The following is a 24,346-nucleotide window of genomic DNA, read 5'->3' as shown; positions in this document are numbered from 1 at the left end:
GCTTACAATGCAGGACGACACTGCCACCGCACGCGCCACGGACAGCGTGCACGACCGCATCGAACGCGCCAGAGCGTCCCTGACCGGCCCGCAGATAGCCATCGCCGTCGCGCTGGTGGCGGCGCTCGGGTTCACCCTGCTGTTCGTGCAGGACCCGATGCTACACGACTCGCTGCACAACTTCCGGCACAGCGCCGGCATCACCTGCCACTGATGGCGACTGACTACCTCGAACGCGGCGCGGTGGCCGGTGTGGCGGGCGGGCTGGTCTACGGCCTGTTCGTCGCGACGGTCGGGAACGCCTTCACCGCCGGGCTGGAGACGTTCGAACACAGCCACGGCGGGGGCGGTCCCGCCGTCTCGGAACTCACGACGGCCGCCGCGAGCGTCGGCGGCGGCGTCCTCTGGGGGCTGCTGTTCGGCGTCGCGGCCTTCGGGATGGCGTACTTCTTCCTCGAACCCGCGATTCCCGGCACCGGGGCGACGAAGCGACTGGCGCTTGCAGGGGCCGGCTTCCTCACCGTCTCCGGGGCGCCGTGGCTCGTCCTCCCGCCACAGCCACCGGGCGTCGAGCAGTCGCTCGGCACCGACACGCGACTGGTCTGGTACGCCGGCCTGATGGCGCTGGGCGCGCTGGTCGCAGTGCTCGCCGGGCTCGCATACCAGCGGACGGAGCGCCGCCACATCGCAGTTCGACTCGTCGCGACGGCGCTGCCGCTCGCGGTATTCGCAGTTCCGGTTGCGCTCGCGCCAGCGAACCCGGTCCACGGCGACGTGCCCGCTGCGCTGGTGGCCGCCTACCGCTGGACGGTCGTGTTCGGCCAACTGCTGCTGTGGACCACGATAGCGGGCGTCCACGCCTGGCTCGGTGACAGTGACACCGCGGCCGCGGAGGAGCTGGACTACTCCGCGACAGCTGACTGACCCCGGTTATCGGGTCGCCGCGAGCTGTCGCATCGCGTCCGTTTTCTGCCGCTGATACACCGAACAGGTCCGGCCGGTGTCGAGTTCCCACGCGAGCGCCTGGCGGAAATCGTGTGTACAGGACGCCGAGCCGTCATCCCGGTACGGACAGTGAGCACAGCAGCTCGGGAAACCGAGGTCGGCGTCGTGTCTTGCCATGCCAACTCATATCACACTAATCCAGCATAAATATTTTCGTGGTGACATACCCCGCCGGCGCTGTGCGTGACTCGTGTCAGAACGGTCAGTATTGAAGCGGCCGGGGCCCATCGCGCTGCGAACGAGTAGCAGCGACGGTCGGTATCGGGTGTTGGCGTTGCTCGCCTTCGGGACGATCGCCATCGGCGACAGTAACGCCGTCCGGGAGACGACCTGAACCGCCTATCGACCGTCGACTGGATCGGCCGCAGTTCAGAGCCTGCCGGCGACCGTTCCCAGATTAAGCGCCAGTCCGACGATAGTGACGACGGCGGCGATGACGAGGTTCGTCGTCTGGCCGCCCGCTCCGACCACCGGCGACCCGGTGACGGCGAGGGCACCCAGTCCGATTCCGGCGACGGCAAGGGCCACGCCGGCCAGACCCACGAGCACGGTGCCGGTCGGCCCGAAGCGACCGGCCGACCTCGCCTGGTGCCGGTCAAGTGCGTCGTGCATCGTCTCCGTGACAGACTCCTCGACGTCCGCCATCTGTCCCTGGAGGTACGTGTTCAGCGTCTCCTCGTGTTCGTCAAGCGTATCCGCTCGCTCTGAGAGCTGTCTGTCGTACTCGTCCAGTTCGGCCTCCCGCTGGTCCAGTTCCGTCTCCCGTTCGTCGAGCGCGGCTTCGCGCTCGTCGAGTCGGTACTCCCGCTCGTCCAGGTCAGCTTCCAGCTCGTCGAGTTCCGTCTCGCGAGCGTCGACTTTCTGCTCGCGCCGGTCGAGTTCCTCGCTTCGCTGGTCGAGCCCCATCTCCCGTTCGTTGAGCCGACGCTGCATCGTCGCGAACTCCCGCTCGCGCTCGGTCGGCTGGTCCGTCGCGGCGCTCTCCGAGTCGGACTCCAGCGCCGCAATCGGGTCTGACTCCTCGTCGTCAGCGGCGCCAGCAGCGGTCGGTTCCGTGTCGGTCGCTCCTTCCTCGCCGTCGGCGTCTGTGTCATTGGCCATGGTACGCGCTCGTGTCGGAGGAGTACGGGTCAGCAAACGGTTAGTTTGCTAGTCCCTAACATAGTAGCCGGGGCCAAACTGGCCGCCGCCGCCGGACGGGCTGGCGCGCCGGTCCGTTTCGAAAGGAGTGTCTAATCAGGCAGTTACGGCCGCATCACAGAGCCGGTGGTCGTTTTATGCAGTCTATACGCCCCGCGCTCGCGGCCTTCGTCGTGGTAGACGACCGGTTCCTCGACCGCGACAGCGATGCGGTCGGAGACGGCGGCTGCGGTCACGACGCCGTCGGTGTCGAGCGTTCCGACGGGGCCGTCGGCGACATCGAACAGTCGGAGCGCGTGGTCGTCGGCGTCGCGGTCCCGGAAGTTCTGTGCGCCCGGGACGGCCAGCAACGGGCCGTCGGTGCCCAGCCCGCTGGCGAAGCCGCCCACGGGCGCGTCCCAGCGGCGGTCACCGTCGGGCGAGACGCCGACTGCGGTGTGTTCCCGGGGGTGTCGCGCGTCGGTCTCGCGACCCTCTTCGGGGTAGGTGTTGCCAGTGACGAACACCGCGCCCTCGTCCGTCGCGTGGACGTGGTTCGGGTACGCGTAGACGGTGTCGCCGCCCACGTCTGTCGGCGTCGCCAGCGGGACCGTCCAGCGCTCCCGGCCGCCGCCATCGAGGCGGTAGCCGCAGTAGTCGCCGTGACTGGTGACGACAGCGCCGTCCTCAAGCAGGACCACGTCGCCGGCGCGGCGCTGGCCGTCGGTCCCCGGGTCCCACATCCAGCGCGGGTCGCCGCCGTCGGCATCGAGGACGACCAGGCCGTGCTGGTGGTCGCCGGGACAGCGGTTGTAGGCGACGGCGACGCGACCATCGTCGGCGTCGAGCGAGATGGGCGAGCCGTCGGTCCGGTACATCCAGTCCACGGTGCCGTCTGGCGCGAAGGCGTAGACGACGCTCTCGAAGTGGCGCCGGTCGGTCCCGTCGTCGCCGGTCCGGCGCTCGTACCGCCGAGCGGCGGCGTAGCAGCGGTCGCCGTCGGTCGCGAGGCTGGCGACGAACGGCAGCAGGAAGCGCGTCTCCTGCTGTGGGTCGCCCAGGTCCGTCCTGGTTTCGTACCGCCAGCGCAGGTCCCCGTCGGCGTCGTGACAGCGGATCTCGCCGCGGGCGCTGCGTTCGCCGACGACGAGGCCGCCGTCGAAGGGCACCGCCGCGACGACGCTTGGCTCCCCGTCCGTTTCGTACCGCCAGCGCCGACGTGGGGGGCCGGACTCCGTCGACACGTCAAAGGCCGTGAGGTCCCCGTCGGCGGTTCCGACGACCGCGAGGCCGTCGGTCAGCGTGACCGCCGAGCGGCGGCCCCCGTGGCGCGAGCGGGCCGGCGCCACGTCTCCGAGGTCGGCGGTCGGGGCGCGCTGGCTACTCATCGACCGGGAACGCCTCGTGGAGGACGTCGTGGGCCTCGCCGAGCCCGCCGAGGACGTCCTCGCCCTGCATGGTGATTCGCGACACCGCCCGCTCGGCGTCGCGGACCGCGACCAGCCGCCCCCGGAGGTAGTCGTACTCGGGGTCGTCTTCGGGGGTCGCGGCGATCTCCTCTTCGAGGTCGACGAGCGCAGCGTCGAGGTGGCGCTCGATGGCGGCGAGCGTCTCCGCGCCGGCCAGCGCCTCGATGGGGCCGGTCATGTGGCCCTCCAGCTCCTGCTGTGCGTGCTGGCGGGCGTGGTCGTCTTCGGTACCGAGAACGTTCATGAGGCCCAGTCTGAGAGCCTCGATTTCGTAGCAGCTCATGGGTGTCGTAGTGTTGTAGGGGTGTCTTCTCAAAGCGTCTGGTCGACGAGTTCGCTCACGATTCGGTCCCGGTCCAGGTGCGAGGAGACGATGTCGGCGGCGTCCTCGTCCTCGACGCCGCCGTACCAGACGCCGTCCGGGTAGACGGCGACCATCGGCCCCTCGCCACAGCGGCCGAGACACGACGACCGCGTGATGCGGGCGTCACACTGGTCGCTGTCCCGGGCGGCCTGCCGGAGCCGTTCGAGGACCGCCGGCGCGCCGTCCCCCGCGCAGGTCTGGTTCGTGCAGACGGCGACGTGCTTTTCCGGGGCGTCGTGGACGTGCGGGTCGTCGTCGACGTTCTCGCGGTCGGCGTGTTCGGCCTGGTGGGTCAGCGCCCGCAACATCGCGCGAGCGCCGCCCTGGTCCTCCTCGTAGCCGTCGAGTTCGACCTTGTACTTGCAGGTGTCACAGGACATCTCGACGCTCCCGGTCCTCGCTTCCTGCCAGCGGTCGCCGAGTACGTCCAGCAGACGGGTGTCAGTCCCGAGCGGTTCGCCCGGCGCGGCGTCGACGTAGGGGTACTCCGCGTCGAACTCGCGTGCGCCGTCCTTGATTCGGCCGGTCAGCACGCCGTCGCCGAGCATGTACGGGATGACGACGACGGCGTCGGGCCGAGCCTTGGCGATGTCGTGGAGGGTGTCATCGAGCAGCGGCTCGGTGACGCCGATGAACGAGGCTTCGACCCGCGAGAACTCGCGGCCCTCGTACAGCAGGCGGGCGAGTTTGTGCACGTCGGCGTTGGCGTCCGGGTCGCTGGACCCCCGAGCGCAGACGACGGCGGCCACCTCGTCGTCCTCGCGGTCGACGCCCAGTTCGGCCTCGACAGCCGCCGCGCGGTCGTCCAGCAGGTCCAGCAGCGCCGGGTGGACGCCCAGGTGGGCGCCGTTGTTGATGGTCAGTTCGGGGTGGGCCTCGCGGGCCTGCTCGACGGCCAGGGGCACGTCGTTTTTGACGTGGCTGGCGGCGAACAGGGAGAGGTGGACCACCGACACCTGCGAGACCGCTCCGGCCAGGCCCGCGATAGCGTCGTCGATGGCCGGCTCGGCGAGTTCGAGGAAGCCGGCGTCGACCGGGATGCCGAGCCGCCCCTCCAGTTCGACCGCGAGTTCGCGGACCTGTTCGTTGGACTTCTCGCGCCGTGAGCCGTGGCCGACCAGCAGTACCGCCTCGTCGTCCAGCGTCTCTGGTGCGCTGATAGCCTCGCTCATCGGACTCGCTCGATGCTCTTCCGGAGCTTGCGCCGACGGCTCGGCGCGAACAGCCCCGTCTCCTCGCTACCCTCGTACAGCCACTCGCCGAGGGCAGGCGCCGCGTCGTCGTCGACGCCGAACCAGTAGCCCGACGAAGTCTCCGAGAGACTGTCGTACGGCGCGTCGACCGGACAGCGGTCCAGCAGCGTCTGTATCGTCCGGAGGAGTCGTTCGTCTTCGTGAACGAACGAGATGCCGACCGCGTTGTCGTCGGACTTGAAACACACCGTCCCACAGCCTTCGAGCAGGCCCCGGAGGAGCTGGCGGTCGTAGTCGGCCAGCGCGTCGAAGCGGTAGCCGCCCGAATCGCCCTCGAAGGGCAGGCCCAGCGCGGCGCTGGCGCGGTCCGCGAGGCCGCCGACGACCTGGACGGTGAACTCCTCCTCGCGACGGGTGATGGAGGTGTCGTGGGCGTAGGCCCGCTCGACGATGCGGCGGTCGGCCCGCTCCGCGCCGGCGACGGACGCGAGCCGCCGGGCGGCCGTCTCGTCGTTCGTCCGGACGGTGACACAGCCGTCCTCGCAGTCCCCGTCGCCGGCGACCCGCCCCCAGAAGTACGCCGTCTCGGGGTGGGCCGCGAGCATGTCCCGCGGCGCGCCGGTCTCGACGCTCATGGCCGGACCTCCTCGGTGTCACCCGCAGGAGCGGCGTCTGCCGCCCCGTCCTCCTCGACGGTTTCCACGCGAATCGCGTCCAGCGGACAGGCCGCGGCGGCCTGCTCGGCGTCGTCCCGCCGGTCGTCGTCGAAGGTGGCCGCGATAGTGCGCTCGTCGTCGACCTCCAGTTCGGTGTCGAGGGTCGCCAGCCCCTCGCCGTCCTCGGCGAAGCGGCCGTCCCGGACGAGACAGGCGAACACGCCGTCGCAGGCCTCGCGGTCGATAGTGATGCGGTACATTAGTAGTCGTACTTGGTCTCGTAACCCCGCGGGGTCACCATCCGGTCGTCCCAGACGTAGGTGTCCTCGTTGCCCACGAGCAGGGTGGTTGTCATGTCCACGAGGTCTGTTTCGCCCAGTTCCGGCAGTTCGCCGAGTTCGACGATCTCGACCTGCTCGTCCTCGCGGCCGGCGGCGTGGACGACGCCGACCGGCGTCTCGGGGTCGCGGTGCTCCAGCAGGATCTCACAGCACTTCTCGTAGTTGTCCCGGCGCTTGCGGCTCCAGGGGTTGTAGATGGTGATGGTAAAGCCCTCCTTGGCGGCGGCGTGCAGGCGCGACTCGATGGTCGGCATGTCGGTGAGGTGGTCCGACAGCGAGATGGAGACGGTGTCGTTGACCAGCGGCGCGCCGACGCGGGCCGCACAGGACTGGGCGGCCGGGACACCGGGGACGACGTCGAAGTCGAGCATCGTCGCCGTCGCGCCCTTGGACTCGATTATCTCCAGTGCGAGGCCGGCCAGCGCGTACACGTTCGGGTCGCCGCTGCCGATGATGGCCACGTCGTTGCCCGCCAGCGCGCGGTCGATTGCCTCCTCGGTCCGGGAGACCTCGCCGCACATCGGCGTGTCGTAGATGTCCTCGGCCCCCTCGGTCACCTCGTCGGGCAGCAGGTCGACGTAGGTCGTGTAGCCGACGATGTGCTCGGCGTCGAGCAGCGCGGAGCGGGCGCGGGCGGTCATCCCCTCCGGCTGGCCGGGACCGAGGCCGACGGCGATGAGCCGGCCCGGCTCGGCGTCGAAGTCGTCGACGGTCGCGCCGACCTCCTCCTCGTCTTCCCCGGACGCAGACGACGCCCCACAGGAACTACTGCCGGATGCGGACGAGGAGCCGCTGGCACCGCACTTCGAGCTGGTGTCGTCGGTCTCCGTACTCGCCGTCGACGTGCTCGCCTCGCTTGTCGAGGCGCTCGCGCCGCATTTCGAACTGCTGTCCGCGCTCGCGGCGTCGGCGCTCGACTCCGCCGAGGCGGTGTCGGCCCCGCTCGCTCCGCATTTCGATTCCGTGTCTGTACTCGCGTCGGTAGTGTTGTCAGTGCTCATTGTCAGAAATCGTCGACGTCACGCCCGCCGCGCGGGGTGACGAGGAACTCCCGGTAGTCGTTGCGCCAGACCTCGGTCTCGTGGGTGCCGACGACGATCGACGAGCCCATGCCGCCGACCTCGTCGTCGTGCTCGGACAGTTCGCCGAGCGTCGTGATGGTCTCCGTCTCGTCGTCGAGGTTGCGGCCGGCCTCGCCGCGACCGGCGTCGTTGACGATGGCGGCGGGCACGTCGTCCGCTCGCTCCTCCCGCAGAACGTCGACGGCCCGCTCGTAGTCGCGCCAGCAGTTGTAGAGGACGACGACGAAACCGCTGATAGCGGCCGCCCGGAGCTTCTCCTCGATTTCCTCCCAGCCGCGCCACTTGTCGGACAGCGAGATGGTACAGAAATCGTTCGACAGCGGTGCGCCGAGGTTCGCCGCGCCCGACAGCGCCGCGGTCACGCCGGGGACGATTTCGATGGGGACGTCGTCGGCGTCGTCGGCGTCGGCCATCGTAAACAGCAGGTCGGACTTCCCGTAGACGTTGGGGTCGCCGCCGGAGACGTGGGCGATGTCCTCGCCGGCACGGACCCGCTCGAACGCCTCCCGGGCGAGTTCGACCTGCTTGCCCATCGACGACCGGATGAGCGTCTGCCGGCTGCCGTCGGGCCGCTCCAGTACGGTTCCCTCCTCGTCGGCGACCTCGCCGTCGTCGGTTTCGCCGTCGAGTTCCGCGGACTGGGGTGGGAGCGTCCCGTCCTTCCGGAGGAACTCCTGATAGAGGTTCGAGGCGATGATGCAGTCGGCGGTCTGGATGACGTCCTTGGCCCGCTGGGTCATGTCGTGGGGCAGGCCCGGCCCGATGCCGACCACGTACAGCGTCCCGTAGTCGTCGGGCGTCGCGGTCGTCGGGGCCGACGCGGCCACGTCCTCGGTCCCGCTCATCGGCCGATCGCCACCGTCACGGCCTCGTCGTAGCGGGTCTTCTCGGCCAGCAGGTCGTGCTCGCTACCCGCGGCGATGGCCGACGCCTCGGCGATGCCCGGCCAGCCGATGAGCTCCTTCGACCGCGAGGGAGTCGGCCCCTCGAACCCCTCCAGCGTCTCCTTCTCGAAGGCAACGACACCCAGGCCCCACTCTTCGGCCGCAGCGAGCATCCCCTCCTCGTCGGCTTTCCGGGTGCCCGTCGCGACGAACTCCACGTCGTCGCGGTCGAGACCGGCCTCGTCGAGGGCCCGTTCCCAGGCCGCGTGGAACTGCTCGACGTCGGCCCCGGCGACGCTACCGGTGCCCAGGACGACGCCATCGGCCTTGTTGCGCTTGAGCACCGTCACGTCGTCGTCGACCAGCACGGCCTTCGGCCCGTCGAGGCGCTCGATGGGGCCGAGTTCGTCGTCGAGCACGGCGAGGTTCGTCGCGACCGTCGAGTCGCCGTTGACGACGTGGGCGTCCAGCGCCTTGGCCTGCTTCTCGACGCCCTGCTTGTCGGCGGCCTCGCTGGCGGTCGTCATCGCCGGCACCGCGCCCATCGACGCGAGGTCGTCGGCGACCTGATTCGCGCCGTGGTGACCGCCAGTGATGGGGATGGCCCAGGTGAGCTCCTCGTCGACGACACAGATCGCGGGGTCGTCCCACTTGTCGTCGAGCAGGTGGGCGGTCTTGCGCATCGCGATTCCGCTGGCCATCAGGCCGATAAAGCAGTCGTACTCGCCCCAGTGTTCCTCGAACACGTCGCCGTGGTATTCGAGGATATCGATGGACTCGTAGCGGTCGCCGATGCCGTCGACGATATCTTCGGCGGTGTCCATCTTCCGCTCGAAGGCGACGATCGCGATGTCTTCGGCTACTTCGCCGTCCGAATCGGGCGCTTTGCAACTGTTCGAACTCGAATCGGTGTCTGTGTCAGTGCTCATCAGTCGTCAGCCTCCTGTGAGTCCGCGTCGCTGCCGCGGTTGGCCCAGTCGCCGTAGAGGAAGGACCGCTCGTAGTCCTCGCCGCCGACGGCGTCGCCGATGACGACCATCGCGGAGGCGCGATAGCCGGCGTCTTCGAGTTTCTCGCCGATGGTCGCAATCGTCCCCTCGATGACGTCCTCGTCGGGCCAGGACGCGTGGTAGATGGCCGCCACGGGCGTCTCGGGGTCGTGCCCGTCTTCGAGCAGTCGCTCCATCGTCTCGGAAACGGCGTGGGTGCCCAGGTAGATGCAGGTCGTCACGTCGCCCATGCCGACGAACTCGGAGATGTGGTCCTCGTCCTCGTCGAGGGTCTTGCCCTGCGGGCGGGTGAAGGCGACGTGGTTGGCGACCTCGTTGAGCGTCAGTTGGGTCCGCATCGTCGCGCTGGCGGCGAACGCGCTAGTGACGCCGGGGACGATGTAGGTCGGCACGCCCTCGTGTTCCAGGGCGTCCATCTGCTCCAGCGCGGCCCCATAGATGGCCGGGTCGCCGCTGTGGAGGCGGACGACGGTGTCGCCGGCCTCGTAGGCGTCCCGCATCAGCGGAATCAGCTCTTCGAGGTCCTTGCCGATGGAAGACACCGTCTCGGCGTCTTCGCAGTACTGTGCCAGCAGTTCGCTGTTGACGAGCGAGCCGGCGTGGACCACGAGGTCGGCGTCGGCCAGCAGTTTGCGGCCGGCGACGGTCAGCAGTCGAGGGTTGCCCGGACCGGCCCCGACGAAGGGGATGCCCTCCTGTTCGTCGCCGGCGCTGTACTCGTAGACGCGGTCGTCTCGGTTCCCGGCGACGGAATCGATCGCCGTCTGCGGGTCCGTCTCGCCAGTCTCGTCAGTCATGTTTCACCTCGTCGCCACAGAGGGCGGCTTCGGAACGTTCCTGTCTGGCGAGGTCACCGATGGACTGCTCGCCGCCGTCGGTCACGACGCCGCTCTCGTCGGCCGCTTCGAGGAAGGCGTCGGTCGCCTGCTCGACGCGCGTCTCGGGCTTCTCGGCGTAGGCCAGCGTGTAGTAGTCTCGCTCGTCGATCTCGCTCGGGTCGTCGGTGACGACTGTCTCGCCCTGTTCCATGAACAGCCGGCGGCCGTACACCACGTCGTAGCCGGCCTCGACCAGCCCCTCGTGGGTGGCCGGCGCGTCGGTAACCTTGAACAGGATCATCCGGTCGGGACCGGTCGGCGACGCGCCGCGGTCGGCCTCTCGGAGTGCGAGGCTCGACCCCGCGGTGATTTCGACGCCCAGCGCCGTCGCGAACGCCGACATGGCGCTGACGCCGGGCACCACTTCGAGGTCGACCTCGGGGTGGAAGGCGGCGAGGGTCCGCCGGAGATGGCCAAAGGTCGAGTAGACGTTCGGGTCCCCCAGCGTGACGAAGGCGGCGTCGCCGTCGCGGGCGGTCGGCGCGATTTCGGCGGCGGCCTCCTTCCAGGCCGTCCGGAGCTTCTCCTCGTCGCGTGTCATCGGGAAGTCGAGGTCGCCGATGCGCTCCTCGGGGACGTGCTCGGTCGCGACCGACCGCGAGAGCCGCCCGGGCGAGTACACCACGTCGGCCGATTCGAGCGCGCGCTTCCCCCGCACCGTCACCAGGTCGGGCTGGCCGGGTCCGAGGCCGATGCCGTAGAGGGTCATCGCTCGCCTCCGCTTTCGGCATCGGCGTCACTCGGTCCGCCAGCGCCGTCGGCGGCGACGTCCTCGCTGGCGCTGCCGACGAGCATGTATACCGGGTTCTCCGAGTCGAAGCTCGTCGCGCCGGCGAGTTCGTAGCCGTGGCTCACCTGGAACTGGACGACCTCCTCCAGAATTTCGCGCTCGCGGAAGGCCTCCGTGGCCGCGCCGGCGACTTCGAGCCGCGAGACGTTCATCACGATCCGGTCGACGCCGGTCTCGACCGCGTGGTCGAGGACGGTCTCGTAGTTGCGCGACCCGCCCAGAAAGAGGGCGTCGGCGTCGTCCGGTAGGCCCTCCGGGGCCTCGGCCTCGCGCAGTTCGACGTCGGCGTCGACGTCGTTGGCCGCGAGGTTCTTGCGAGTCACGTCGAGTCGGTTCCCCTTGCGTTCGAGCGCAGTGACCCGCCCGGCCCGGCGCGCCGCCGTGATGGTGACGGCACCGGTACAGGAACCGACCTCCGCGAAGTGGTCGGACCCGGTGAGAGCGAGTTTGCTGGCGAGGACGGCCCGGACCTCCGGCTTGGTGGGACCGGCCTTCGCATCGTGTGGGAGCGAGACGCGGGACATCACGCTATACAACTACAGTAGCGCGTAAAACAATTTTGGTTGTATTAGTCCAAATTCAGCTGATAGCAGGGTTCGGGGAGAGTCAGGGAGTCCAGACGCGGCAGCCGTAGCGGTAGAGCGCAGCCAGGGAACCGCCCCAGAGGAGATGGCCCAGCAACGCCACCACACCGAGATTCGGGAGACCCGCCTCGATACCGACAAGCGAGAGCCACAGCGGCATGATGAACCCGGCGGCGACGAGCCAGAGCGCGAGCGACCAGCCGAGAGCCACCCCGTAGTATCGGACCCGGTCGGAGAGGTGGCCCGGCGCAGTCTGGACCAGCGCGGCGTACACCAGCCCGAAGACGACGCTGTGGAACCCGTGGGTGAGCCACCCGACCAGGGGGTTCTGGACGCCGTACAGCGCGCCGATGACCGGGACGCCCCCGGAGAGGAACTGCAACGGGAGGCCCATGACGACGGCAGCGACGAGCGACGTCCCGACCGCAAGGCCCAGACGGCGCGGCGACAGTCCCAGCACGTCCGTCGACTGGAGCGTCGCGACGCCGCCGTCGGTCGAGACTCGCGGCAGTGTCACCGTTATCGTCGTCCCGCCGTCCGTGACGGTGGCCGCCGTCCGCCCGCCGTAGCTCCGGACGAGCAGGCGAACGAGGTCCAGCCCGAAGCCGGTCGAGCGGTCCTCGTAGGAGCCGATCTCGCCGCGCTCCAGCAGGTCGAGTTGCCGGTCGGGCAACCCCGGGCCGTCGTCGCTGACGCTGATGGTGACAGTGTCCTCGGAGTCGGTGACCGCAACCTCGACGCGGGAGCTGTCGCTGTAGACGACCGCGTTCTCGACCAGATGCGCGACGAGATTGTCGAGCATCGTGTTGGCTCGCACTCGGAGGTCCGCAGGCACGTCGGTCTGCAGGTCGTACTCCGCGGTCGGGTGGGTCTCCCGGACTGCGTCGACGCCCGATTCAACGCACGGGACCACGGGCACGGCGTCCAGCGACAGGTCGGCCCCGCCGTTGGTGATGTGTTTCATGTTCTCGACGACCTGCTGGACGCCAGCCGAGCGGTCGTCGACGACCGACAGGACGTCGGCCGTTCCGATACCCTCTCGCGACTCCGCGATCTCGACCCGGCCCCGGATGACCGTCAGGGCGTTCAGCACCCTGTCACGGAGGATGCGGTTGACCAGGTCCAGCCTGGCGGCCTGCTGTTCGAGTTCGTGTCGCTGTCGGTTCGAGCGGCCGGCGTAGACGCCGGTGAGCGCCCCGCCGACGCCCCCGCCGATGAGGAAGTTCGACAGGTACGTCCGGCTCGCGCCAGTGGACAGCGGCCCCATGCTCCCGTTGCCGACCAGCGTCAACAGGACGAGGACGAACATCGCGCCGGTCCCGGCGAGACACCACAGCGTGACCGTCCGAACGAACCCGCGTTCGAACTCACCGACAGTGAGGGCGACACCGAACGCCGACAGCCCCAGGCCCAGGACCAGCGGCACCACACCGCCGAAGACGAACGCCGTCGGGCCGTCACTGACCGCCAGCGTGACCGTGAACCGGGTCAGCAAAAAGCCGAGGCCGGCGACGACGAGTCCGGTCGGCGAGACGCCACGGGCCAGGGAACGGATGGAGTCGAACATGGTCTAACCCCGACAGAGATACCATCGAGATACGTACCATTTTACTTCAGAGTACAAATCGGTTCCCCAGGCCCGGCGTGAGCTGTGCGAACCGACCGGTCAGAACTCCGGGTCGGGCGCCGGGACGCCGTCGCTGTCGTCGCCGTCCAGGTCGAACTCCGCTCGCAGGTCCCGGATGCGGTCTCTGATGTCCGCGGCCAGTTCGAACTCCAGGTTATCCGCGGCCTCCCGCATCCGCGCTTCCAGTTGCTCGATCTGACGGGCGGCCTCGTCGGCGTCGCTCGCGCCATCGCCCGAGATGCCGCCGGTGTCGGTCTTGCTCCCCGGCAGGTTCGTCTCGCCGACTGCCTTCTCGATGGTCGTCGGTTCGAGGCCGTGTTCCTCGTTGTACTGCTGCTGGATACGCCGGCGGCGCTGGGTCTCCTGGATGGCCGACTGCATGGCGTTGCTGCGCTCATCGGCGTACAGCACCACCTCGCCATTGACGTTTCTGGCTGCGCGCCCCATCGTCTGGACGAGCGTCGTCTCCGAGCGGAGAAAGCCCTCCTGGTCGGCGTCGAGAATCGCGACCAGCGACACCTCCGGGATGTCAAGCCCCTCCCGGAGGAGGTTGATGCCGACCAGCACGTCGATGTCGCCCAGGCGGAGCGACCGGATGAGTTCGTGGCGTTCCAGCGTGTCCGTCTCGTCGTGCATGTACGCCACATCGACGCCGGATTCCTCGAGGTACTCGGTGAGGTCCTCGGCCATCCGCTTTGTCAGGGTCGTGACGAGGACCCGCTCGTCGCGCTCGGTTCGCTCGTCGATGCGCTCGAGCAGGTCCTCGACCTGCCCCGTCGCCGATGCGATCTCGACGGCCGGGTCCACGAGGTGGGTCGGGCGGACGATCTGCTCGACGACCTGGTCGCTGTGTTCGCGCTCGTAGTCGCCGGGCGTGGCGCTCACGTACAGCGTCTGGTCGGTCTTCTCCTCGAACTCCTCGAAGGTGAGCGGGCGGTTGTCGAAGGCCGTCGGCAGGCGGAAGCCGTTCTCGACGAGGCTCTCCTTGCGGCTCTTGTCGCCCTCGAACTGGCCGCGGATCTGGGGGAGCGTCTGGTGGGACTCGTCGACGACAGTCAGGAAGTCATCGGGGAAGTAATCCAGCAGCGTGTAGGGGGCTTCGCCGGTCTCGCGGTCCGAGAGGTGGACCGAGTAGTTCTCGATGCCCGAGCAGTAGCCCGTCTCCTGCATCATCTCGATGTCGAACGTGGTCCGCTCCTCGATGCGCTGGGCGGCGATGTGGTTGCCCTGGCGCTCGAAGTAGCTGATGCGCTGGTCCAGCAGTGTCTCGATTTCGTCGATGGCGCGCTGGAGCCGCTGTTCCGGAATCGAGTAGTGCTCCGCCGGGTGGAGCAGGGCGGCGGGCTCCTCGCTTTTGACCTCGCCCTCGAGCGGGTCGACCTTCAGCATCCGGTCGATCTCGTCGCCCCAGAACTCCACGCGCAGGGCGTAGCGGGCGTACATCGGGTATATCTCCAGCGTGTCCCCGCGCACGCGGAAGGTCCCCTGCGTGAAGTCCACGTCGTTGCGCTCGTAGTTCAGGTCGACCAGCTGACCGAGCAGTTCGTCGCGCTCGATCTCCTGGCCCACCTCGAGCGAGAGGGACATGTCGACGTAGTTGCGCGGGTCACCGAGACCGTAGATGGCCGACACCGACGCGACGACGATGACGTCGTCCCGGGTGAGCAGCGAGCGCGTCGCGGAGTGGCGCAGCCGGTCGATCTCGTCGTTGATTGAGGCGTCCTTATCGATGAAGGTGTCCGTCTGCTCGACGTAGGCCTCTGGCTGGTAGTAGTCGTAGTAGGAGACGAAGTACTCGACGGCGTTGTCCGGGAACAGCTCGCGGAACTCCTCGTAGAGCTGGGCCGCGAGCGTCTTGTTGTGGGCGATGACGAGGGTCGGCTGCTGGATCTCCTCGACGACCCACGAGACGGTGTTGGTCTTCCCGGAACCGGTCACACCGAGCAGGGTCTGTCGGTCCATCCCCTGGCGAAAGCCCGACGCGAGCTGCTCGATAGCCTCGGGCTGGTCGCCCGCGGGGTCGAACGGGGCGTCGACGCGGAACTCGCGGTCGACGTCTGGTCGGTCGATAGAGAGTGGTCCGCCGGTGTCGCTCATTGCCTACACCTCGGGCTGGACGGACTTGAGCCGCGTGGTTCACGCGAATGTGAGCCTGAGAACTTGTATTGTAAAGTTGATAGAACACCCTGGAAGCGGGGCCGTATTTCCGTCGGACAGCGGCCGAAAGTAAGCAACTCATTCGGTTCCGACCGGTAAATGAACGGTCACCTCGTTTTAATCTGTGTCATAATTAGGTATTTGATATGAGCAAGACAGAAACCGACTCATCGACCGGGAGCGAGGACGTGCTCGACACTGGCCGCTGGTCGGTCGGCAACTGGGCAGTTATCGGGGTGTTCTTTCTCCTCACCGTCATCGGTGTGGCGATGAGCGCCGGGCTGTTCGGCCGTGGCCTCCTGACCGAAACGGTAGGCGGGGACGGCTCCACTGTGACCGTGCCGCTGGCCGTCTTCCTGTACGCGACGCTCGGGGCGCTGGGCTACGTGTTCACCAAGCTGATGACATCGCTCAAAGAGTACGACAAGTGGAGCGATTTCGAGAACCTCGCCGAGATGGGGATGCGGATCCCCGCGGCGTGGCTCCTTGCTGCCGGGGTGTACCAGTTCGGGAGCCTCGCACTCAGTTCGACGGCACTGGGGTCGACGCAGTTGGCCACCGGGCTCCCGTTCCTCGTCGGTCTCTACGTCAACGTTGCCTACGAGTGGCTCGGCGGGCTGGCCGACCGCCTGCTCGGCCGGCAACCGGACAGAGAGGCGGTGACGCCGACACGCGAGGCCGACGGCGGGTCGACGGACCGGCGACCTGACTCGGACGAAGCCGTCGGCGGGAACGACTGACGCGTCCCGTCGGTCACCGGGGGCTCGGGTCGAACCGCCCGGTTAGCAGACCGGCTTCGGGTTCACGCCGAGGTCCTCGAGCGTCTCGAAGTACTCGTCGTAGGCCGTCGAGATGACCTCGATAGCGGCCGCCTCCGCGGCGTCCCAGTCGTCGTCGCTCTCACAGACAGCGTCGAGCAGTTCCGCGGCTTCCTCTCTGAGGGCCACCACGTCGCTCCCGGCACTGCGGAACGTACTCGCCGTCCGTGGGTCCGCCTGGCCGGTGAAAAAGCCCGTGTACTGCTCTTTGACCTTCTTGTCGACGAGCGTCCAGCCGAGGAAGCCGCCGAGGCGTTCGACGGTCCCGTCGAAGGAATCGAGTACGCCGTGCATCGCCGGCGTCCGGTCGACCGGGTCGGCGTCGATGCTATCGCGGCGCTCGGCCGTCTCGGCCGCCGCGTCGGCAAACAGCGCCGCCGCGTCGTCGTGGTCGTCGTCCCAGGCGTCGAACGTCTCGTGGGCCGCCCCCTCGCGGGCGGCCGCCGCCGCCAGTACCACGTCCGGTTCCATCTCGCCGCGGGTGTCGGCGTACAGCGTCTTCGAGGAGCCCAGTCGGGAGAGTTCCGTCTGCTGGTCGTCACGAACGGCGTCGATAAGATCGGCTGCTGTCATACTCGGGCCTGCGGCCGGCGCGGGCTTGTAACCATCGGACCCGTCGCTCGGCGGCTAACGCGGCTGCGGGGAGTAAGCCCCCTTCTGTTCGGGCCAGCATTCGGCTGAGCGGCCACGTCCAGCGCTTGCGCGCGGTGTCGGACTACCTGTCGACGCGGCCTTGCACCGGTGAGGTTTCGCCGTTCCATCGGTCCGTCGCCGGGAGCGTGGGGCATCGAAGATGGCCCACGTGTGGAGCACGGATTGTGGTCCACGAACGCGCGCCCCGGAGTCACCGGGTCGCGACTGCCCTCGGTGGGTTAACTCTCCCTCGCTTTGACGGCGTGTTGCACCGTCTGGTGGAGCACGGGTCGCCTCGCTCGGGATTCGCACACCTCATCGGTCCGGCGACGACGTGTCGTTGCTGTTCCAGAGCCGACGGTCTCCCGCCCCGGGCTTGCGCCCGGTCACCTGTCCGACAGGTGGGGGGACTTTCCTCATGGCTTGCGCCACGGGAGCCGGCCTCCCGCTGCCAGTTACTGCTACGCCAGTGCCGCGAATAAGGCTTACCAACGACCTTTTTCTGCGTCGGGTTCGCGCGAAGCGCGAACCACTCCTTGAAAAACGTCGACGAAAAAGGCCGGACTCGCCACACCGCGGCGAGTCCGGGGAAACCGCTCGCTCCGCTCGCGGTATGCTCACCGACAGCGACTACAACGTCTGTGTCTGATTCTCAGGCAGACCTGCCCTCCCCCGGGTCGCGCGACAGAGCGCGCTCCCGGCCACAGCGTCGGGAGAAACTGTGTGAGAAAGCGGGTCACAGCGCAATTCGACAACAGTCGAGACGCGAATTCCCAGCAGTGTGACTTAGTCGTCAGACGGCAGCGGTTCGCCGGAGCCGTCGGTCGGCGCGGGCGAGGCCTGCATGTCGTCGTCCTCCGCGTAGGGGTACCACGTCATCTTCGTGTTGTGCATGTACGGGTCGTGGTAGTCCGTCTCTTCGGGGTCGACCATCTCGGCCAGCGTCTCCTCGTCGCGGTCCTCGACGAAGTCACGGAAGGTCTCGCCGTCCTCGCGGGCGTCTTTGAAGTTGTTGACGAGGTTCTTTATCGCGCCGGGCACCTCGTCGGCCGGGACACGCATCTCCACCCAGTCGGCAAAGCGCGGGTCGTCGCCGAGGCCGCCGCCGAGACCGATGTCCAGCGCCTCGACCGGTTCGCCGTCCTTGCGGGTCTTCATGCCGCGCAAGGACACGTCGGCGATCTGGGGCTGGGCACAGGAGGCCGTACAGCCCGAGAGGTGGATGTGGAAGTCCGTGTGGTCCGCGGGCAGTTCGACGTTGTCCTTGAGCCAGCGGGCGTAGCGGACCTGGCGGTTCTTCGTCTCGACGATAGACAGCGAGCAGTACTCCGTGCCCGTACAGGCGATAGAGCCGCGCATGAACGGCGACGGCTCGGGAGAGTAGTGCTCCAGCAGGGGTTCGCTGGTGAACTCGTCGAGGTCCGCCTCGGGGACGTCAGTGACGATGATGTTCTGGCGCTGGGTCAGCCGGACCTCGCCGGAGCCGTACTCGTCGGCGAGTTCCGCGAGTTCGAGCACGTCGTCGGCGCCCATGCGGCCGACGAGCACGTTCAGGCCGACGTAGTAGTTGCCGTCCTTCTGCTCGTGAATCCCGACGTGGTCGTTGTGCCCGTCCTGGGACCCGGTGTTGTAGCTGTACTGGTCGCGCATGTCCTCGCCGGCGGTCGGCAGTTCGAAGTCGACGAACTCCTCCTGCAGGACCGAGCGCATCTTCTCGGGGCCCCACTCGTCCATGAGGAACTTGATGCGGGCGTTGAAGCGGTCCTCGCGGTCGCCGTGCTCGCGGAAGAGCGCGGACATGCCGTGGGCCACGTCGGCGGCCTGCTCCGGCGGGACCCACACGTCGATGTCGCGGGCGAGGCGCGGTTCCTTGCGGGAGAGGCCGCCGCCGATACGGACGTTGAAGCCGAGTTCGCCGTCCTTCTCGGCCGGTTCGAAGGCGAGGTCGTTGATATCGCCCTGCCCACAGCCCTCGTCACAGCCGGCGATGGCGACCTTCCACTTGCGCGGGAGGTTCGAGTAGTCGTCGTTGCCCTTGAACGTCTCGTGGAGGTCCTCGGCGACGGGCCAGGCGTCGACGTGCTCGTGTTTGTCCTTGCCGGCGACGGGACAGCCGACGATGTTCCGCCAGGAGTCGCCACAGGCCTGTTGTGTTCCCAGACCGACGGCTTCGAGCTTCTCGAAGATCTCCGGGATGTCCTCCAGCTTGATCCAGTGGAGCTGGATGCTCTGGCGGGTCGTCCAGTCACAGTAGGCGTCGCCGAACTCGGGGTTGTCGGCGGGACCGGTCGCGTACTCCTTCGCGACTTCGCCGATGACCTCGAGCTGGCCGGGCTTGATGACGCCGTTCGGCGTCCCGATACGCATCATGAAATACGACTCCTGACCGGAGCGCTGGTGGTACAGGCCCCACCACTTGAAGCGCTCGAACCAGGCGTCGTGTTCGTCTTCCGGGATGGCGTCCCAGCCTTGCTCTGCGAACTCCATCAGATGCTCCCGGATCTCGTTACCGTAAATATCGTCCTTCCATTTCTCGACTTTACTGGGCATAGCTAATGTGGTTTTCCAGAAGTCTCACAGACTTATACACCACACTTTGCCGTCAACCGTCTCCCCCACTCCCCGAAACAGGAGATTGTTGCCTACTCTTCGGGGCGGGCAAGGCGGGTTCGCTTCTCCGGGAAATGGACGCTCTCGTGGACAACGCCGTGGAACTCGCCGGAGTCGGGGTCTACGACGCGACCGACCGTCAGCCAGTCGGTAACGCCGCTTTCGCCACAGGAGATGCACTGCCCGGCTATTCGTGCCTGAATATCAGGGTAATCGATGCCCACTTTCACGAACCCCTCAGCGAGTAAATCCGTCGTCTCACACCCGCAGAAGTCGCTTCGAGCCAACAACCACAGGTCCGAAACGTTCACTTCACGCGAGTCGTTGACGGAGATCCAGGCCCCGTCGTCAAGCTGGTGAACGTCGGTCGTCATTACATGTCATTAGATTCCCGAGACACCTGAGGGCATCGGCGGTCGCAAGTATCACCGAAACCGGGGCGGAACGACAGCCCTCGGGTGGTAAGTGTGTGTTGTTACCAACACACGCTGCGTATCGAGCGCTGTACAAGATACACACAGATGTTGCCTGTAAGTCGCAGTGCGGGCCAAGCTTACAGGAGAGTCCGTGCTTAACATAATGGGGATATTACGGAGGAGTACGACGTTCCGTGGCGGCCACCCCGGTCGTCGCTGTGAGAGAAACGATGACGAACGCACACCAAACCCATGACGACGACGCCGAGCGCGAAGAGCCAACGACAGACCACCTCGACAATGTCGAGGACGGGTGTGGCTGCACAGAGATCTGGGAGCACATGAGCGAGGAGCGCGACGGCGAGAGCGCATCCGACGACTGACACCCCTGTACGGGATACTTTTGTGCGGCGCTCCCCAAACACGTATCGATGCCTGAGGGGCCCGAAAACGAAATTCCATCGACCGACCGTGAGTCCCCGGTCGGCAAACCGGTCATCCGCGGGGACCCAGCACTCACTGGACAGCGGCCCGAGGAGGCCATCGAGTTCGATCCCGACGACCCCGAGAGCCTCGAGCTCGCCGCCAGAACAGTCAAGAAATTCTCCGAGAACACCGCCGGCGCCGACGACAACGTGTTCATTCTGCGTGGCGCGGCCGCGTGTGCAGCCCTGGTTCGCGGTGAAGGGTCCTACAAGGCCGCTGCCGAACGGGCCGGGGGCGAAGCCTCGGTCTCGTTCATCCGAAAGTGGTCCCGCGTGCACGACCTCCCCCGGTCCGTCCGTATTCACGTCGCCAAGGGAGAGATCGCGCCGACGGCGGCCAAACACATCGCCAGAGTCTCCGGCGAGTCCCGCCTCCTGCTGGCGTGGGCCGCCCTCGACCACGACCTCACCGTCCGTCAGATACGGTCAGTTGCCAGCAGCGTCAACGACGGCGCGTCCGTAGACGCGGCGCTCGCCAGAAAGGGGTACGCGCTGGGCGAGTTGCGGACACAGCTCGGTCGCGACGCCTACTGCCGACTCCGCCGGCAGGCCGCACTCGACGGGGCCTCCCCCGGGGAAGTCATCAGCGAGGCTGTCGAGTCGTACTTCGACGGCGGACCGTAAGGTCTTAATCGCCACTCCCCCGAGCGAATAGCGAGGGCCGGTAGCTCAGTTAGGCAGAGCGTCTGGCTTTTAACCAGATGGTCGGGGGTTCAACTCCCTCCCGGCCCGTGCAACGAACCGACGAGCACTGCGAGTCGGTGAAAACTGGCAGGAAGGCGTTGAACCTGAGAGTCGCAGCGGTCGAGCGGAGCGAGGTCGACCGTCTCTCTTCGGTTCAATCCTCCCGGTTCGCTGGTCCAGGTAGAAGGAAGGGTCCGGCGGTGAGTCGTCCGAGACCGGTTCATTTACCACCGAGACGGCGGATGCCAACAGTATGGCTGGAAATACCGATACAATTCAGCGCGTACTCGCGCGGCCGCTGCGCCCACTGGGCGTGACTGTCGGCGTATTGCTCGTCGCCGCCACGCTCGCCGCGATTGCCAGCACGCCGTGGCAGACATACTCGTCGATGGGAGCGGTGATTGTACAACTGGTCGCGGCGCTCGGGATGGGTGTGATCGGCGTGGCACTCGCATACATTAGCTGGGCAGCCGACGCGTAAGTCGGTCGTCGAAAACAGAGTCGAAAACAGGCGTCGTTGTTATCCGCGGACGGGCATGTACGCCATCCCCAGCATCAGCACGGCGGCGATACCCGAAAGTATCGAGACGCCCCAGATGCCGTTCTTGCGCTCGTGGAAGTAGTCCTGCCGGTCGAGCGTCGCCTGGTACTGGCCGTACTGCTGAACCGAGACGATTTCGACGGTGCTGTGGTCGGGGAAGTGCGTGAAGAACTGCTGCCCGCTCAGCGTGACGTTTCCGCCCTCTGAGAGTTCGATTGTGTTCTCACGCGGTGCGAACCACTCGAGCGTCGCGCCGCTGTCGGTCACCTCGGAGATAGTGGCCTCCTGGGTCCCGCTATCGGTCGCGTGGGGGTAAGTATCGCCGGTGGTGAACGAAACCGTCTCCGGCTCTGGCAGCCACTCGCTCAGCGGGGTCTGCGTGTTGTTCGACCGGTAGACCACGTACTGGGTCCCGTTCTGGGTCGCCAGCGTGTTCTGGACCGAGGAGTCCGCGACGAGGAGCGCGCTGACGTTGAACTCCTCTTCGAGCGTGACCGTGCTCTCGTTGCCGTCAGTGTACACGCGGTAGGATTCGTTCTGGTAGGTCGTCGTGGTGTTGTGTTCTAGGGTCGCCGTATACCGTGACGACTCGTTCGTCCACGAGAGGTCAGCCGCCATACTGCCACCGCCACCGCCGTGGCCGCCACCGCCGCCGGAGGACATGTGGATGTTCGTGGCTGTGTATTCCGTTCCGTCGACAGTGAACGTGCTCTCGTTTGTCAGTTCGGCGTCAGCGTCGAGCGACACCGCCGGCCGCTGACTCTCCGCGACGCCGATGTAGGCGTACGCAGCAACACTGATAACGAGGAAGAACGCGAAGTACGCCGCCGCGGCTCGTCGTTGCATATCAGGACGGTCAGTCGCCGCGCCGTTTAATGATTACTTTTCGAGCGTATCGGTGGGCGGGTGGCAAGGGGCTATCGGCCCGGCAGGGGAGGTGGCAATGCACTGCACCGGTCAAGCTGTCTCAGATTTCCCCGCGAGAACGTCGTAGCTGTCCAGCGTCCCTGCCATCGGCGGGGCCTCCGGGTCGTCTTTGCGCTGTGTGCCGTAGTCCATCCAGACGCCGCTCGTGTAACTGTACATTTCGAAGGTGGAGCCAGTCTCGACGATGATATCGATGACTGCGTCCTCGGGGGCGTCATCGAGAACGACGGCCGACCGAACGTCGTTGTCGTGGTGCATCACCCAGACTGCGACAGCGTCGTCGATATCGTCCAGCAAGGCGCTGGCTTCCGCCGGCGAAAACGGGCGGTGCTGCCAGTCGTCGACAGGTTCTGGCTCATCCATACTGTTCGAACGGGCTGGAACGGCATCGGTGTTCCCCCGTTCACCGAGTCGCTCGACTCAGTCAGCGAAATAGCTGGTGAAAAAGCCGGACAGGAACGAAGAGATGGCGACGGCCAGGGCCATGTCAGTCAGGCCCCACGGCGCGTCTTCGTCGTCGGCCAGCCAGACAGTGATAGCAACGCTGAGTACCAGCGAGACGATTCCGTTGAGGAGGTGCTTGTTCTTGAGCAGACTCATACGCGTGCTCGTTGGCGTTGAACTCGTATAGAGATTACCCACCAGCGATGTGTAGCTGGCTGGAACACACCCACTGGGGTGGTTTGACGGGCTCCAGCCACTCGTTAGCCGTCACAGCAACCCGAGTCCGGCTGTCAGAGTGTCCAGGCGATTCAACCGTCTCGACGACGCCGTCGCCCGTCTCGAACTGCCCGAACTTGCTCACGACCGCACCGTCCGCACGTACCGCGACCGTCCACCGTTGCCCGCCGGGACCAGCGCTCCTTTCGACCGCGAGCTCGCGGTCAAGCAGTCGAACCAGGAGTGGCCGCTCGGTGTGACACTACACAACGTTCAAGCGGCCGAAACCCGTACTGCAGGTGTGACTCAGTCCCTTCTCGTCTACGACGGCAGTACCGATCTGTTCCGGCGCGCTGCCGAGACGGTCACCCGCTGTGCCACGGACATCACGCCCGTCCCCTGGGAATCCGATGCGATCCAGGCGTTCCTCCAGGCGCAGTTCGACGACCTGCCGTTCGCGTTCATTCTGATCGAAGGGGAGTCCGTCCACGTCGGCGAAGCGGCTGTGAAGGAAGCGCTGGAAGAACTTGACGTCGCAGCCCCCGTGGCTCGGTTGGCCAAGCAAGTGTATCCTGCCGCCGCCGCGCCGTTCGGGCGTGTCGTCCACGGCCGAGTCCCGGCCGACGTCCACGGGACTTTTCCACTGGACGAGACGGCGAAAACCCACATCGAATCGCTCCGGCGCGTTCACACGATTCCTGTCGAAACAGAGTGACGACCCGGTCAGAGGCGGCAATACCTCACATCCGGAACGGCAGTTACGCCAGCCGCGATGCGGAGCAGGTCGAGAGGGGTTCTCGCAACGAGTTCTTCGGTAGAACGAAGCCAAGGGCCGGATTTGAACCGGCGATGGGCGGCTCTGCAGGCCGCTGCGTTAGGCCAGACTCTGCCACCTTGGCGCGAATAGAGGTAGTCAACTCGGTCGTTTAAGCGTAGCGAATTCGATCAGCCCTCACCCTCTGACTGGCCTGGTTCTCCGACCCCCTCGACCGGGATGGCACTGTAGATCGACGATTGTGCCTCGTCCGGAGAGGCGAACTGCTCGTCGTTGACCCGTGCCAGTAGCGAAGCTAATCGTTCGGAGCCGTCTGCGTACACGAGCTGTACGTCGTCGAACTCAGTTCGGGCGGTTTCGACCGGTAGCGGGTACGTCGCCGTTTCGAGGAGTTCCGTGAGTTCGTTCAGTTTGATTTCACGAGTCATACGGCACTCTCTCGGTCCAGTCACGTAGTTACGCACTGCTTATAAATACGAAAGGCCCACCGCAGAGATGACTCTCTGTGGTAGGCTGAGATATGAATGGTGGCGGCGAACCGGATTTCCCAGAGGCTCGCGCACTCCAGTACTCCCCGGAACGCTGGTGGGCTTATCTTCCGTGTTCGGGATGGGTACGGGAGGCAACCCCACCGCTGT

Annotated in this window: 30 protein-coding genes, 2 tRNA genes, 1 rRNA gene and 1 other RNA gene; 9 read left to right on the top strand and 25 right to left on the bottom strand. The window is 66.8% G+C overall.

What is annotated here, in order from left to right:
- Nucleotides 1–7: 7 nt before the first annotated feature.
- Both KZ498_RS19145 and KZ498_RS19140 read left to right on the top strand, forming a co-directional pair.
- Nucleotides 8–214: a CbtB domain-containing protein gene (locus KZ498_RS19145; RefSeq protein WP_312620826.1), complete on the top strand. Its 207-nt coding sequence runs from the start codon at nucleotides 8–10 to the stop codon at nucleotides 212–214.
- The gene (locus KZ498_RS19140) at nucleotides 214–924 is read left to right on the top strand and encodes a CbtA family protein (protein ID WP_312620825.1); all 711 of its coding nucleotides are present in this window, start codon (nucleotides 214–216) and stop codon (nucleotides 922–924) included. Before KZ498_RS19145 ends, KZ498_RS19140 begins: the two co-directional genes overlap by 1 nt.
- Before the next feature lie 6 nt (nucleotides 925–930).
- Here the strand turns inward: KZ498_RS19140 and KZ498_RS19135 are convergent, their stop codons facing one another.
- Complete coding sequence (locus KZ498_RS19135) at nucleotides 931–1,122, bottom strand: hypothetical protein (protein WP_312620824.1); 192 nt, start codon at nucleotides 1,120–1,122, stop codon at nucleotides 931–933.
- A 73-nt stretch (nucleotides 1,123–1,195) separates the two neighbouring features.
- On the opposite strand from KZ498_RS19135, the gene KZ498_RS19130 reads away from it, so the two are divergent.
- Nucleotides 1,196–1,339 carry a hypothetical protein gene (locus tag KZ498_RS19130; RefSeq protein WP_312620823.1) on the top strand — a complete coding sequence of 48 codons (144 nt, stop codon included), beginning with the start codon at nucleotides 1,196–1,198 and terminating at the stop codon, nucleotides 1,337–1,339.
- Nucleotides 1,340–1,374: 35 nt separating this feature from the next.
- On the opposite strand, the gene KZ498_RS19125 is transcribed toward KZ498_RS19130, so the two are convergent.
- The 14 genes from KZ498_RS19125 to uvrB form a co-directional block, all read right to left on the bottom strand.
- Nucleotides 1,375–2,106, bottom strand: coding sequence for a hypothetical protein (locus tag KZ498_RS19125; protein ID WP_312620821.1), 732 nt, complete (start codon nucleotides 2,104–2,106; stop codon nucleotides 1,375–1,377).
- A gap of 143 nt (nucleotides 2,107–2,249) precedes the next feature.
- The gene (locus KZ498_RS19120; protein WP_312620820.1) at nucleotides 2,250–3,512 is read right to left on the bottom strand and encodes a PQQ-binding-like beta-propeller repeat protein; all 1,263 of its coding nucleotides are present in this window, start codon (nucleotides 3,510–3,512) and stop codon (nucleotides 2,250–2,252) included.
- Nucleotides 3,505–3,876: a DUF3209 family protein gene (locus tag KZ498_RS19115; protein ID WP_312620819.1), complete on the bottom strand. Its 372-nt coding sequence runs from the start codon at nucleotides 3,874–3,876 to the stop codon at nucleotides 3,505–3,507. The genes KZ498_RS19120 and KZ498_RS19115 overlap by 8 nt, the downstream gene beginning before the upstream one ends.
- Nucleotides 3,877–3,905: 29 nt before the next feature.
- A complete protein-coding gene (locus KZ498_RS19110) occupies nucleotides 3,906–5,129 on the bottom strand; it encodes a CbiX/SirB N-terminal domain-containing protein (protein WP_312620817.1) in 1,224 nt (407 codons plus the stop codon).
- A complete protein-coding gene (locus KZ498_RS19105) occupies nucleotides 5,126–5,785 on the bottom strand; it encodes a cobalamin biosynthesis protein (RefSeq protein WP_312620816.1) in 660 nt (219 codons plus the stop codon). The genes KZ498_RS19110 and KZ498_RS19105 overlap by 4 nt, the downstream gene beginning before the upstream one ends.
- Nucleotides 5,782–6,066 carry a ferredoxin gene (locus KZ498_RS19100; protein ID WP_312620815.1) on the bottom strand — a complete coding sequence of 95 codons (285 nt, stop codon included), beginning with the start codon at nucleotides 6,064–6,066 and terminating at the stop codon, nucleotides 5,782–5,784. The genes KZ498_RS19105 and KZ498_RS19100 overlap by 4 nt, the downstream gene beginning before the upstream one ends.
- Complete coding sequence (gene cobJ / locus KZ498_RS19095) at nucleotides 6,066–7,148, bottom strand: precorrin-3B C(17)-methyltransferase (protein WP_312620814.1); 1,083 nt, start codon at nucleotides 7,146–7,148, stop codon at nucleotides 6,066–6,068. Before cobJ ends, KZ498_RS19100 begins: the two co-directional genes overlap by 1 nt.
- Nucleotides 7,149–7,150: 2 nt before the next feature.
- Complete coding sequence (locus KZ498_RS19090) at nucleotides 7,151–8,074, bottom strand: SAM-dependent methyltransferase (RefSeq protein ID WP_312620813.1); 924 nt, start codon at nucleotides 8,072–8,074, stop codon at nucleotides 7,151–7,153.
- Nucleotides 8,071–9,042, bottom strand: a complete 972-nt coding sequence (gene cbiG / locus KZ498_RS19085; protein ID WP_312620812.1) for a cobalt-precorrin 5A hydrolase — start codon at nucleotides 9,040–9,042, stop codon at nucleotides 8,071–8,073. The genes KZ498_RS19090 and cbiG overlap by 4 nt, the downstream gene beginning before the upstream one ends.
- Entirely contained in the window at nucleotides 9,042–9,920 is an 879-nt protein-coding gene (locus KZ498_RS19080) for an SAM-dependent methyltransferase (RefSeq protein ID WP_312620811.1), read from the bottom strand. Before KZ498_RS19080 ends, cbiG begins: the two co-directional genes overlap by 1 nt.
- A complete protein-coding gene (locus KZ498_RS19075) occupies nucleotides 9,913–10,710 on the bottom strand; it encodes a cobalt-factor II C(20)-methyltransferase (protein WP_312620810.1) in 798 nt (265 codons plus the stop codon). Before KZ498_RS19075 ends, KZ498_RS19080 begins: the two co-directional genes overlap by 8 nt.
- Entirely contained in the window at nucleotides 10,707–11,315 is a 609-nt protein-coding gene (gene cbiT, locus KZ498_RS19070; protein WP_312620808.1) for a precorrin-6Y C5,15-methyltransferase (decarboxylating) subunit CbiT, read from the bottom strand. The genes KZ498_RS19075 and cbiT overlap by 4 nt, the downstream gene beginning before the upstream one ends.
- 82 nt (nucleotides 11,316–11,397) lie before the next feature.
- Nucleotides 11,398–12,942 carry an ATP-binding protein gene (locus KZ498_RS19065; protein WP_312620806.1) on the bottom strand — a complete coding sequence of 515 codons (1,545 nt, stop codon included), beginning with the start codon at nucleotides 12,940–12,942 and terminating at the stop codon, nucleotides 11,398–11,400.
- Nucleotides 12,943–13,041: 99 nt separating this feature from the next.
- Nucleotides 13,042–15,099 carry an excinuclease ABC subunit UvrB gene (gene uvrB, locus KZ498_RS19060; RefSeq protein WP_312620805.1) on the bottom strand — a complete coding sequence of 686 codons (2,058 nt, stop codon included), beginning with the start codon at nucleotides 15,097–15,099 and terminating at the stop codon, nucleotides 13,042–13,044.
- Nucleotides 15,100–15,305: 206 nt separating this feature from the next.
- Here uvrB and KZ498_RS19055 point away from each other — a divergent pair, with 206 nt between their 5' ends.
- Nucleotides 15,306–15,899 carry a hypothetical protein gene (locus tag KZ498_RS19055; RefSeq protein ID WP_312620804.1) on the top strand — a complete coding sequence of 198 codons (594 nt, stop codon included), beginning with the start codon at nucleotides 15,306–15,308 and terminating at the stop codon, nucleotides 15,897–15,899.
- 42 nt (nucleotides 15,900–15,941) lie between these two features.
- On the opposite strand, the gene KZ498_RS19050 is transcribed toward KZ498_RS19055, so the two are convergent.
- The 4 genes from KZ498_RS19050 to KZ498_RS19035 form a co-directional block, all read right to left on the bottom strand.
- On the bottom strand, nucleotides 15,942–16,550 hold the full coding sequence (locus tag KZ498_RS19050) for a rubrerythrin family protein (RefSeq protein WP_312620802.1): 609 nt from the start codon (nucleotides 16,548–16,550) through the stop codon (nucleotides 15,942–15,944).
- A 61-nt stretch (nucleotides 16,551–16,611) separates the two neighbouring features.
- An RNA gene (gene rnpB / locus KZ498_RS19045) (RNase P RNA component) lies at nucleotides 16,612–17,063 on the bottom strand.
- Between the two features lie 333 nt (nucleotides 17,064–17,396).
- Entirely contained in the window at nucleotides 17,397–19,160 is a 1,764-nt protein-coding gene (locus KZ498_RS19040; protein WP_312620801.1) for a ferredoxin--nitrite reductase, read from the bottom strand.
- A 92-nt stretch (nucleotides 19,161–19,252) separates the two neighbouring features.
- Entirely contained in the window at nucleotides 19,253–19,594 is a 342-nt protein-coding gene (locus KZ498_RS19035; protein ID WP_312620799.1) for a hypothetical protein, read from the bottom strand.
- 272 nt (nucleotides 19,595–19,866) lie between these two features.
- Between KZ498_RS19035 and KZ498_RS19030 the strand changes: the two genes are divergently transcribed.
- From KZ498_RS19030 to KZ498_RS19015, 4 genes are all read left to right on the top strand, one after another.
- Nucleotides 19,867–20,019 carry a hypothetical protein gene (locus KZ498_RS19030; protein WP_312620797.1) on the top strand — a complete coding sequence of 51 codons (153 nt, stop codon included), beginning with the start codon at nucleotides 19,867–19,869 and terminating at the stop codon, nucleotides 20,017–20,019.
- A gap of 48 nt (nucleotides 20,020–20,067) precedes the next feature.
- Nucleotides 20,068–20,745, top strand: coding sequence for a hypothetical protein (locus tag KZ498_RS19025; RefSeq protein ID WP_312620796.1), 678 nt, complete (start codon nucleotides 20,068–20,070; stop codon nucleotides 20,743–20,745).
- 34 nt (nucleotides 20,746–20,779) lie between these two features.
- Nucleotides 20,780–20,853 (top strand) — tRNA-Lys (locus KZ498_RS19020).
- Nucleotides 20,854–21,058: 205 nt separating this feature from the next.
- Nucleotides 21,059–21,286: a hypothetical protein gene (locus tag KZ498_RS19015; RefSeq protein ID WP_312620795.1), complete on the top strand. Its 228-nt coding sequence runs from the start codon at nucleotides 21,059–21,061 to the stop codon at nucleotides 21,284–21,286.
- A 39-nt stretch (nucleotides 21,287–21,325) separates the two neighbouring features.
- Here KZ498_RS19015 and KZ498_RS19010 read toward each other — a convergent pair whose 3' ends face one another.
- The 3 genes from KZ498_RS19010 to KZ498_RS19000 form a co-directional block, all read right to left on the bottom strand.
- On the bottom strand, nucleotides 21,326–22,192 hold the full coding sequence (locus KZ498_RS19010; RefSeq protein WP_312620794.1) for a hypothetical protein: 867 nt from the start codon (nucleotides 22,190–22,192) through the stop codon (nucleotides 21,326–21,328).
- Between the two features lie 111 nt (nucleotides 22,193–22,303).
- The gene (locus KZ498_RS19005; protein ID WP_312620792.1) at nucleotides 22,304–22,636 is read right to left on the bottom strand and encodes a hypothetical protein; all 333 of its coding nucleotides are present in this window, start codon (nucleotides 22,634–22,636) and stop codon (nucleotides 22,304–22,306) included.
- 57 nt (nucleotides 22,637–22,693) lie between these two features.
- A complete protein-coding gene (locus KZ498_RS19000) occupies nucleotides 22,694–22,873 on the bottom strand; it encodes a hypothetical protein (protein ID WP_312620790.1) in 180 nt (59 codons plus the stop codon).
- 139 nt (nucleotides 22,874–23,012) lie between these two features.
- Between KZ498_RS19000 and KZ498_RS18995 the strand changes: the two genes are divergently transcribed.
- On the top strand, nucleotides 23,013–23,648 hold the full coding sequence (locus tag KZ498_RS18995) for a hypothetical protein (protein WP_312620789.1): 636 nt from the start codon (nucleotides 23,013–23,015) through the stop codon (nucleotides 23,646–23,648).
- Nucleotides 23,649–23,756: 108 nt separating this feature from the next.
- Here KZ498_RS18995 and KZ498_RS18990 read toward each other — a convergent pair.
- The 3 genes from KZ498_RS18990 to rrf form a co-directional block, all read right to left on the bottom strand.
- Nucleotides 23,757–23,832: transfer RNA gene (locus KZ498_RS18990), tRNA-Cys, on the bottom strand.
- A gap of 46 nt (nucleotides 23,833–23,878) precedes the next feature.
- Nucleotides 23,879–24,136 (bottom strand): hypothetical protein, encoded by a 258-nt coding sequence (locus KZ498_RS18985; RefSeq protein ID WP_312620787.1) that lies wholly within the window; start codon nucleotides 24,134–24,136, stop codon nucleotides 23,879–23,881.
- Nucleotides 24,137–24,233: 97 nt separating this feature from the next.
- Nucleotides 24,234–24,346 (bottom strand): 5S ribosomal RNA (rrf, locus tag KZ498_RS18980); the annotation flags it as partial.

Origin of the sequence: Haloarcula sp. 1CSR25-25, assembly GCF_032027985.1 — an archaeon.
Taxonomy (GTDB): Archaea; Halobacteriota; Halobacteria; order Halobacteriales; family Haloarculaceae; genus Haloarcula.
Note: the sequence above shows the minus strand (reverse complement) of the source record. Positions and strands in the feature narration are given on the sequence as shown.